This is a genomic window from Microcoleus sp. LEGE 07076, assembly GCF_015207455.1.
Taxonomy (GTDB): Bacteria; Cyanobacteriota; Cyanobacteriia; order Cyanobacteriales; family Microcoleaceae; genus Microcoleus.
Map to the genome: position 1 here is coordinate 1 of NZ_JADEWV010000231.1, position 8,697 is coordinate 8,697.

An 8,697-nucleotide genomic window follows, 5' to 3' on the forward strand; every position below is an offset into this window, starting at 1 on the left:
GGGCATGGGTGATTAGTTATTAGGAATTGGGAATAATTATGTATTCCCAATGACCAATGACCAATGACCAATGACCAATTTCCAATTTCCAATTTCCAATTCCCAATTCCCAATTCCCAATTAAAAGAATTAGCATCTACCAAGTAAAAACTACCTAAAAAATTATGTCAGTATTTGTTGAAGTAGACCACGTAGACCGCGTATTTAATCTGCCCAATGGCGGGCAATACATCGCGCTCAAAAACATCGAACTTAAAATTAAAAAAGGAGAATTCATCTCCTTGATCGGACACTCGGGCTGCGGCAAATCTACACTGCTAAATATCATCGCCGGTCTCGATAATGCAAGTCAGGGCGGGATTACTTTAGAAGGGCGCGAAGTCCGCGAGCCTGGTCCCGACAGAATGGTAGTGTTTCAAAATTACTCGCTGCTTCCTTGGCTGACTGTTCGCGAAAATATCGCACTAGCAGTGGATGAAATATACAGCGGTAACACGGAAGAAGAACGCGAATTAGTCATAGAACACCACATTAAATTAGTAGGACTCGGACAAGCTGCCAAAAAACGCCCGGGCGAAATTTCTGGGGGGATGAAACAAAGAGTTGCGATCGCCCGCGCCTTGGCAATTCGCCCGAAATTGCTGCTGTTAGACGAACCCTTCGGTGCTCTTGATGCTTTAACTCGCGGCGGTTTGCAAGACCAGTTGATGAAAATTTGCCAGGAAAGCAAAGTCACGAGCGTCATGGTAACTCACGACGCTGACGAGGCATTATTGCTGAGCGATCGGATTGTAATGCTCACCAACGGCCCGGAAGCACAAATCGGACAAATTCTGGAAGTGAACATTCCCCGTCCCCGCAAGCGCATGGAAGTTGTCAACCATCCGAGTTACTACGCCCTGCGTAACGAAATGGTTTACTTCCTCAACCAGCAAAAGCGGGTCAAACAGCGCCGCGCAGCACAGACAAAAGCGCCCGCTGCGATCTCCCGCAACGGCCTGGAAAAAGTCAACCTCGATATCGGCTTTATTCCCCTTACAGACTGCGCGCCCTTAGTAGTAGCCAAAGAAAAAGGATTCTTCAAAGCCCACGGCTTAGAAGAAGTTACCCTGAGTCGCGAACCGAGTTGGAAAGAAATTGGCAAAGGCGTTGCCCAAGGACGGCTGGACGCGGCACAAATGGTAGCAGGAATGCCGATCGCCATGATGCTGGGTATGGACGGCCAAGCCCCCGTTCCCATCAACAGCGCCTTAACTTTGTCCCGCAACGGCAACTCAATTGTTTTGAGCAAACACCTTTACAACAAAGGCATTCGGACGCTGGCAGATTTCAAAAAATTGCTCACCCAAAGTCCCGACACAGCTCACACATTAGGCATGGTACACTCGGCCTCCATGCACAACCTGCTGTTGCGCTACTGGATGGCTTCCGGCGGCATCGACCCTGATATTGACGTGAGCTTGATCGTAATTCCGCCCCCGCAAATGGTCTCGAATTTAAAAGCAGGCAACATCGACGGCTACTGTTCTGGCGACCCCTGGAACTCCCGCGCAGTCAACGACGGTACGGGTTTTGTCATGGCCCGTTCCCTCGATATTCTGCCCGGACACATCGAAAAAGTTCTCGGCGTTACCGAAGATTGGGCTCAGAAATATCCTAAAACCCACGTCGCCCTCGTCAAAGCGCTTTTGGAAGCCTGCGACTACTGCGACGACCGTCGCAACCGCGAAGAGATCCTAGGATTGATTTGCCAAGAAGAATATATTGATGCCGACCCCAAACACATCCGTCCGGGATTCCTCGACCCGTACAACTCCGGCACGGAGGCAGAACCGGAAATGCTTTACAACTTCAATCAGTTCTACGTTGACAAAACCAATTGTCCAGACCGCCTAGAAATGGTGTGGGTGATGGCGCAGATGGCCCGCTGGGGACTGATTCCGTTCCCGAAAAACTGGGTGGAAGTGGTCGATCGAGTATTGCGGCCAGACGTGTTCGGTCAAGCTGTGCGGGAATTGGGTTTACCGGATATCGCCCGCGTTCGTCGGACGATCGACTTGTTTGACGGTACAGTCTTTAATGCCGATGACCCGATCGACTATCTTGAGAATGTCAAAATCAAGGGCGACGTCCGCATTGAAGAAATCTTAATCGAACAAATAGGCAGTCAGTGTTCTATCAAAATTCCTGCTGCATAAGAAGAGGGAAGTCAGCAGTCATTAGTCATTAGTTGGTTGTTATTTATTGAGGCTCGTAACCAATAGCCAATAACTAACAACCAAGCATTAATAACTAATAAATAACTTAAACTGATGCCAAGTTTGCGGCATTTGTAAAACAGTTTTTTTAGAAGTGGTAATTGACTGGTCAACCACAATTCTTTCCTCTTTTTATGATTGAACTCACAACAATAAAATATTCAGCTCCGCTCTCCCATGTCTAATCCTGAAAACCCCAAACCCAAGTCACCAGATATGCAAACTATCAAAAATCAAAAAACAGCTAAATCAAGCGCTCCCAAAACCGCAACTCCATTTCTGTCTATTAAAGATGTATCGAAAGTCTACCCAAATCAGAAAAACCCCGAAAAACCTTTCGTCATTCTCGACGGTGTAAACCTGACTATTAATCAAGGCGAATTTATTTGTTTGATCGGTCACTCGGGCTGCGGCAAATCGACTTTGCTGAACATGATTGCAGGATTTAACGGGCCGACGAACGGAGAGGTTGCCCTCGAAGGTTCGCGGATTACTGAACCGGGCCCCGATCGCATGGTGGTGTTTCAAAACTACTCGCTGCTACCTTGGCTGAGTGCTACTGAAAACATCCACCTCGGTGTTGAAAGTGTTTACGCAGACAAGTCCGCAGAAGAACACAATCAAATTGTCAAAGAACACCTGGAATTAGTGGGTCTGACCGAAGCTTCTAACAAAAGACCGGGCCAATTGTCCGGGGGAATGAAACAGCGGGTGGCGATCGCCCGAGCTCTGGCGACTAAACCCAAACTCTTGATTTTGGACGAACCTTTCGGAGCTCTAGACCCGATTACGCGGGAAGAGTTGCAGGAAGAATTGCTGAAAATTTGGCGGCAGCACAAAATTACCGTCATCATGATTACTCACGATATTGATGAAGCTTTGTTTTTGGCCGATCGCATCGTGATGATGACCAACGGCCCAGCGGCTTCGATCGGCGAAGATATGCACGTTCCCTTCAGCCGTCCCCGCAACCGCACGCGGGTTATGGAAGACCCGAAATACTACGAACTGCGGAACTTTGCTTTAGAGTTTTTGTTCTCCCGCTACGCCCACCACGAAGAGGATGAAGCAACAGACTCGGACACAGAAACCGTCGCAGTACAGATGCCGTTACCTGCTAGCAAAAAGTCTGCGGTTGCTGACAAACCCATGCCACCTGTATCTTTTACGCCTCACGCTACCCAACCCGTAGAAGCAACGTCTCTCAAAAGTGGCATCCTCGCAGTTTCGTGGCTGGTAGCAATGGCTAGTTTAGCAGCAGTCAATATGTCTGTTATTTCCAGCCAGCTAAAGCAAGGGAAACAATCAGAAACTGCACCGCCGGCGCCGACTGTGGCGGCGGTTGTGAGTTCTCCCCCCAGCCCTGCACCGATCGCCAGTAGCCCAGCACCGATCGCCAGTAGCCCAGCACCGATCGCCAGTAGCCCAGCACCAGTCGCCAGTAGCCCTGTACCGATCGCCAGTAGCCCTGCACCGATCGCCAGTAGCCCAGCACCAGTCGCCAGTAGCCCAGCACCAGTCGCCAGTAGCCCTGTACCGATCGTGGCCAGCCCAGCGCCAGTCGCGGCCAGCCCTGCACCGATCGTGGCCAGCCCAGCGCCAGTCGCGGCCAGCCCAGCACCGATCGCCAGTAGCCCAGCGCCAGTCGTGGCCAGCCCAGCACCGATCGCCAGTAGCCCTGTACCGATCGTGGCCAGCCCAGCACCGATCGCCAGTAGCCCTGCATCAGGGATTTCTGACCAAGCGGAACTTGATGAGATCCAAAAAAAGTTGTACGCACAAATCGACGAAAGTTGGCGTACAACTCCCACATTTACCGAAAGTTTGACTTATCGGGTCAAAGTCAAACAAAACGGCGATATCCTACAGTTCGAACCCACAAATAAAGCAGCTAAAGATTTTGTAAAAGAAACTCCTCTGCCGATTTTGCAAACTCCTGCAGGTGCAGCAGGCGCTCAAAAAACTGCTGAATTCCAAGTAACTTTTACCCCCACCAGCGGTGGCGGGGGCGTATTAGAAGTTAAAAAAGGCAAGTAGGCGAAATCTTCTCGCACGGCAATCTCAGATTGCTATCAACAACCAAATCAGTAGATTTTCGCATAGAATCTCTGAAATGGGAAATTTATTTCACAGATGAATCTGGAAACTTAAACGGAAGTCTAAAATTTGCGATATCCAATTCAGGATTGCCTGCTTTCCGTTTTTGGCAAATAGTGTATTCGCCTGCTGTTTGACGGGGGAGTTAGAATCTTTCAGAAACTGGCAGCAAGCTCGGTCGCGAGTTTTAGTAAGATAGCGGTTTATTGTAAATCAGGGTATTTTCCGCTGCTGTGAAGCATTTTTGCGATAATTTGGTAAGAGTTAATACATTATTGGCAGGAGCACTCAGTTCCGACTATAATGACAAGTTACCAATTATCGATTAGCTTTCAAAAATTAGCATCTAAAATCATCAGATGGAAACTATAAAAACTCTTTGCCCTTACTGCGGTGTAGGTTGCGGTCTAGAAGTTGTACCCGACAAAAAACAAAGTTGGAAAGTTCGGGGCGATCGCAATCACCCATCAAGTCAGGGTATGGTTTGTATTAAGGGAGCAACGGTAGCAGAGTCCATTCGGAGCGATCGGCTACTGTATCCGATGATGCGAGATACTCTCGACCAACCGTTCCGCCGCGCTAGCTGGGACGAAGCTCTCGATACAATTGTTAACCGCATCCAAACAATTCGCAGCACCAATGGTGCAGATGCTTTGTGCGTTTACGGTTCGGGTCAATTCGCAACTGAAGATTATTATGTTGCTCAGAAACTAATGAAAGGTTGTCTGGGTACAAATAATTTTGATGCGAATTCTCGCTTGTGTATGTCTTCAGCAGTTTCGGGATACGTTCAAAGTTTTGGCTCGGACGGGCCGCCTTGCTGTTACGACGATTTAGAATTAACAGATTGCGCTTTTATTGTTGGCAGCAATACAGCAGAATGCCATCCGATTGTGTTTAACAGATTGGCAAAATACCACAAAAAAAATCAAAATGTCAAGATGATTGTGGTAGATCCGAGGCGGACTCCGACTGCTGAAGTGGCAGATTTGCACTTAGCAATTAAGCCTGGTACAGATATAGATTTGCTGAATGGAATTGCATATTTGCTGTTGCGAAAGCAAGCAATAGACTCGGATTTTATTCAGGAATCCACTGAGAATTTTTCAGCTTTTGCTGAAGTTGTCAGCAGCTACACGCCGGATTTTGTAGCCTCGCGCTGCGGCATTAGTGTCAGCGATTTAGAAACGGCGGCCCGCTACTGGGAACAGTCGCAGCGGGTTTTGTCGCTGTGGTCGATGGGCATCAACCAGTCCTCCGAAGGCACGGCAAAAGTGCGATCGCTGATTAATTTGCACTTGATGACCGGTCAAATCGGCAAACCGGGATGTGGCCCGTTTTCGCTGACAGGCCAGCCAAACGCGATGGGAGGGCGGGAAGCCGGAGGACTCTCTCACTTGCTCCCGGGCTACAGATTTGTGAAAAATGCCGAACACAGAACCCAAGTCGAGGAGTTTTGGGGAATCGCACCGGGAAGCATTTCCCCAAATCCCGGCCGCAGTGCTTGGGACATGATTGTGGGCTTGGAAACTGGCGATGTCGAGTTGCTGTGGATTGCAGCCACTAATCCGGTAGTGAGTATGCCGGATTTGGAACGCACAAAGGCTGCTTTACTGCGATCGCCCTTTACGGTTTATCAAGAAGCTTACTATCCCACCGAAACCTCTGCCTACGCTCACATCCTGCTGCCGGCAACCCAGTGGAGCGAAAAAACTGGAGTGATGACCAATTCCGAACGCCGCGTTACTCTCGGTGCGGGTTTCGACGTTCCTTCAGGCGAAGCCCGCGACGACTGGAGTATTTTCGCTCAAGTGGGCCGCCGGTTGGGTTTTGGCGAACACTTTGCTTTCGACAGCGCTGCTGACGTGTACAAAGAGTTCGTGCAGTTGACAAGGGGCAGGCCTTGCGACATGACAGGCTTGTCTCACGAGTATTTGCGCCTCCAAGGCCCCCAGCAGTGGCCTTGCCGCGACAATCAACCTCCGCATCCAGCCAACGAAGCGAAACGGCTGTATACTGACAAACGTTTTAACACCGACGACGGGCGGGCGAGATTTTCGGCCTACCACTCCCGGGGACTAGCTGAACCTCCAGATCCGAACTATCCGTTTGTGCTGACGACAGGGAGAGTTTACGGACACTGGCACACGATGACACGCACGGGGAGAACTGACAAAATTAATCAATTGCACCCGGAACCCTTTTTGGAAATTCACCCCCGCGATGCTGCGAAATTGCAGGTTAATGAGGGGGATTTGCTGGAAGTTCGATCGCGCCGCGGCAAGGCTCGGTTTCCGGCAAAAGTTACCAAGGCGATCGCCCCCGGTACGCTATTTGTACCTATGCACTGGGGTTCTCTGTGGGCAGAAGGGGCTGAAGCCAATGCTATGACTCATTCGGCAAGTTGTCCCGATTCCAAACAGCCGGAGTTAAAAGCTTGTGCGGTGCAATTGGTGCTGGTTGGGGCAGAAACTGCGCCGTCGGTTATCGCAGAAGTTGCTGCAGAAGTTGAGGAATTTAATTGGGAAAAATCCACCGTTGCCGTTCCTTCTCGAGCTGGCCTCTAAGTTTGGAATGTCACAGCTTATTTAGCGACACCAATATCATCACCTGGGTTTCGTCTCGCAGACTCCGGCAAAATCAGAGTTTTTTGTTAAGGAATCCGGTTTCTAGGCAGTAGAGTATGGCAGAATCGGTGGTTGCTGTACTTTCGGTCAAAACCTCTGTCGATCGAGCAATTTTGACTCGAACGCACCCTCAGAACCGCTCGATCGAGATGTGCGGGGGAGCCAGAAAAATTAAATTAATTAATTGTGAGTTTTTCCTTGTTGATTCGGGGTTTTTCCTTGCCGATTGCGCCTCGGATCTTCTTTTGGAGCGCTCGAGTCATAAAATTGCAGTTTAGACGCAGAGGTGCTATGATTTTTTTACAAAGCTTTATTTTCGGCAGTACAGTTCGTTCTATCGGCGTTCCTCCGGATTTAAATCTCTACACCCTCTGATTCTGGAGAATGTTCAATGTCAATCTATGTCGGCAATTTATCCTACGAAGTAACGCAGGATCACCTCAGCCAAACTTTTGCAGAGTACGGAACAGTAAAGCGCATTCAATTGCCTGCTGACCGTGAAACAGGTCGGATGCGTGGTTTCGCTTTCGTAGAAATGTCTACTGAAGCAGAAGAAACCGCAGCCATTGAGGCTCTTGACGGTGCTGAGTGGATGGGTCGCGACCTCAAAGTCAATAAGGCAAAACCCCGCGAAGAACGTGGTTCTTCTAACAGCGGTAACTGGGGCAACAACGACCGCTCCTCTCGTCGCTACTAAACCACCACAGCTAAATTTTTAGCTTGACCGTGTGTTTGCTGGGGCGAAAACTGAGTCAATAATCATTATTTGTTGAGAATAGATAGTTGACTGTGCGATCGCCTCAATTCTTAAAGTCCTCAAAATATTGCTAGACAATAGTTTGAGGCTTTTTTATGCAAAAATTTTATCCAGTGATCGCAAATCATAGGCTTGGCGGTAAATTAAGCGCAATATTTGTAGGGGCCTGTTTCACCTAGAATATATAATTCTGACAAACAATCTACATACCAATTAACTTTGGTTAACACTGTTTTTTGCCGGGATAGCCCCTTCGCATACCTCCTACTCGCCCTGCTTGTAGGGGAGTAAGGGTTGAGGCAAGAGCAACCTCTTCTGGGCCCGGGACAGGGCGCGGGCTTGACAATCGCGTATCGATATGTATACACCCGCCCCCACCACGAAACACAATTTGATTTCCGACAATTCAACCAACACGAAATTCCGGGTATGCTGAAAAAAATGTTTAGGCAAATTTCTAAGTTAGGCAGTGATGAAAATTTTCTGCATTTTACAGAAACTGTAGAAGTAATAATATCGAAAATTCTCTCACTGGCGATGATTTTGGTAATTATCGTCAGCGTTTGCGATTTGGTGATTTATTTAATCAAAGAATTGGTAAACGACCACGACGAGACTTTGTTGAAAAATACATTGTTTGTCATATTTGGGTTATTTTTAAATGTTTTAATTGCTTTGGAAATCTTGGAAAATATTACAGCTTATCTAAGAAAACACGTAATTCAGGTAGAGCTCGTTATTGTAACTTCTTTAATAGCCGTATCTCGAAAAATAATTATTCTAGACTTGGAAAAAAAAACTGCATCTGATTTGATCGGTCTAGCAGCGGCGATTTTTGCCCTTTCAATTAGTTATTTAATAGTGCGATATACGAATAAAAGACATGATAGTTAATATCTATAGCCTTTCTCAGTTAGGTGAGGTACACTCCCGTAATGGGGAATGGGGAATGGGGAAT

At 48.2% G+C, this 8,697-nt stretch carries 4 protein-coding genes and 1 pseudogene; all 5 read left to right on the forward strand.

Going from position 1 to position 8,697, the window contains the following annotated elements; translation table 11 throughout:
* The first annotated feature begins 164 nt into the window (after positions 1-164).
* The 5 genes and pseudogenes from IQ270_RS25535 to IQ270_RS25555 all read left to right on the forward strand — a co-directional run bounded on the left by IQ270_RS25535 (position 165) and on the right by IQ270_RS25555 (position 8,633).
* Entirely contained in the window at positions 165-2,198 is a 2,034-nt protein-coding gene (locus tag IQ270_RS25535) for a nitrate ABC transporter ATP-binding protein (protein WP_193975972.1), read from the forward strand.
* A gap of 276 nt (positions 2,199-2,474) precedes the next feature.
* Positions 2,475-3,317, forward strand: a pseudogene (locus IQ270_RS32425) (nitrate ABC transporter ATP-binding protein); the annotation flags it as partial.
* Positions 3,318-4,714: 1,397 nt separating this feature from the next.
* Positions 4,715-6,922, forward strand: a complete 2,208-nt coding sequence (locus tag IQ270_RS25545; RefSeq protein ID WP_193975973.1) for a molybdopterin oxidoreductase family protein — start codon at positions 4,715-4,717, stop codon at positions 6,920-6,922.
* 451 nt (positions 6,923-7,373) lie between these two features.
* Positions 7,374-7,679, forward strand: a complete 306-nt coding sequence (locus tag IQ270_RS25550) for an RNA-binding protein (RefSeq protein WP_193975974.1) — start codon at positions 7,374-7,376, stop codon at positions 7,677-7,679.
* Positions 7,680-8,168: 489 nt separating this feature from the next.
* Positions 8,169-8,633 (forward strand): phosphate-starvation-inducible PsiE family protein, encoded by a 465-nt coding sequence (locus tag IQ270_RS25555; protein WP_193975975.1) that lies wholly within the window; start codon positions 8,169-8,171, stop codon positions 8,631-8,633.
* Positions 8,634-8,697: the final 64 nt, after the last annotated feature.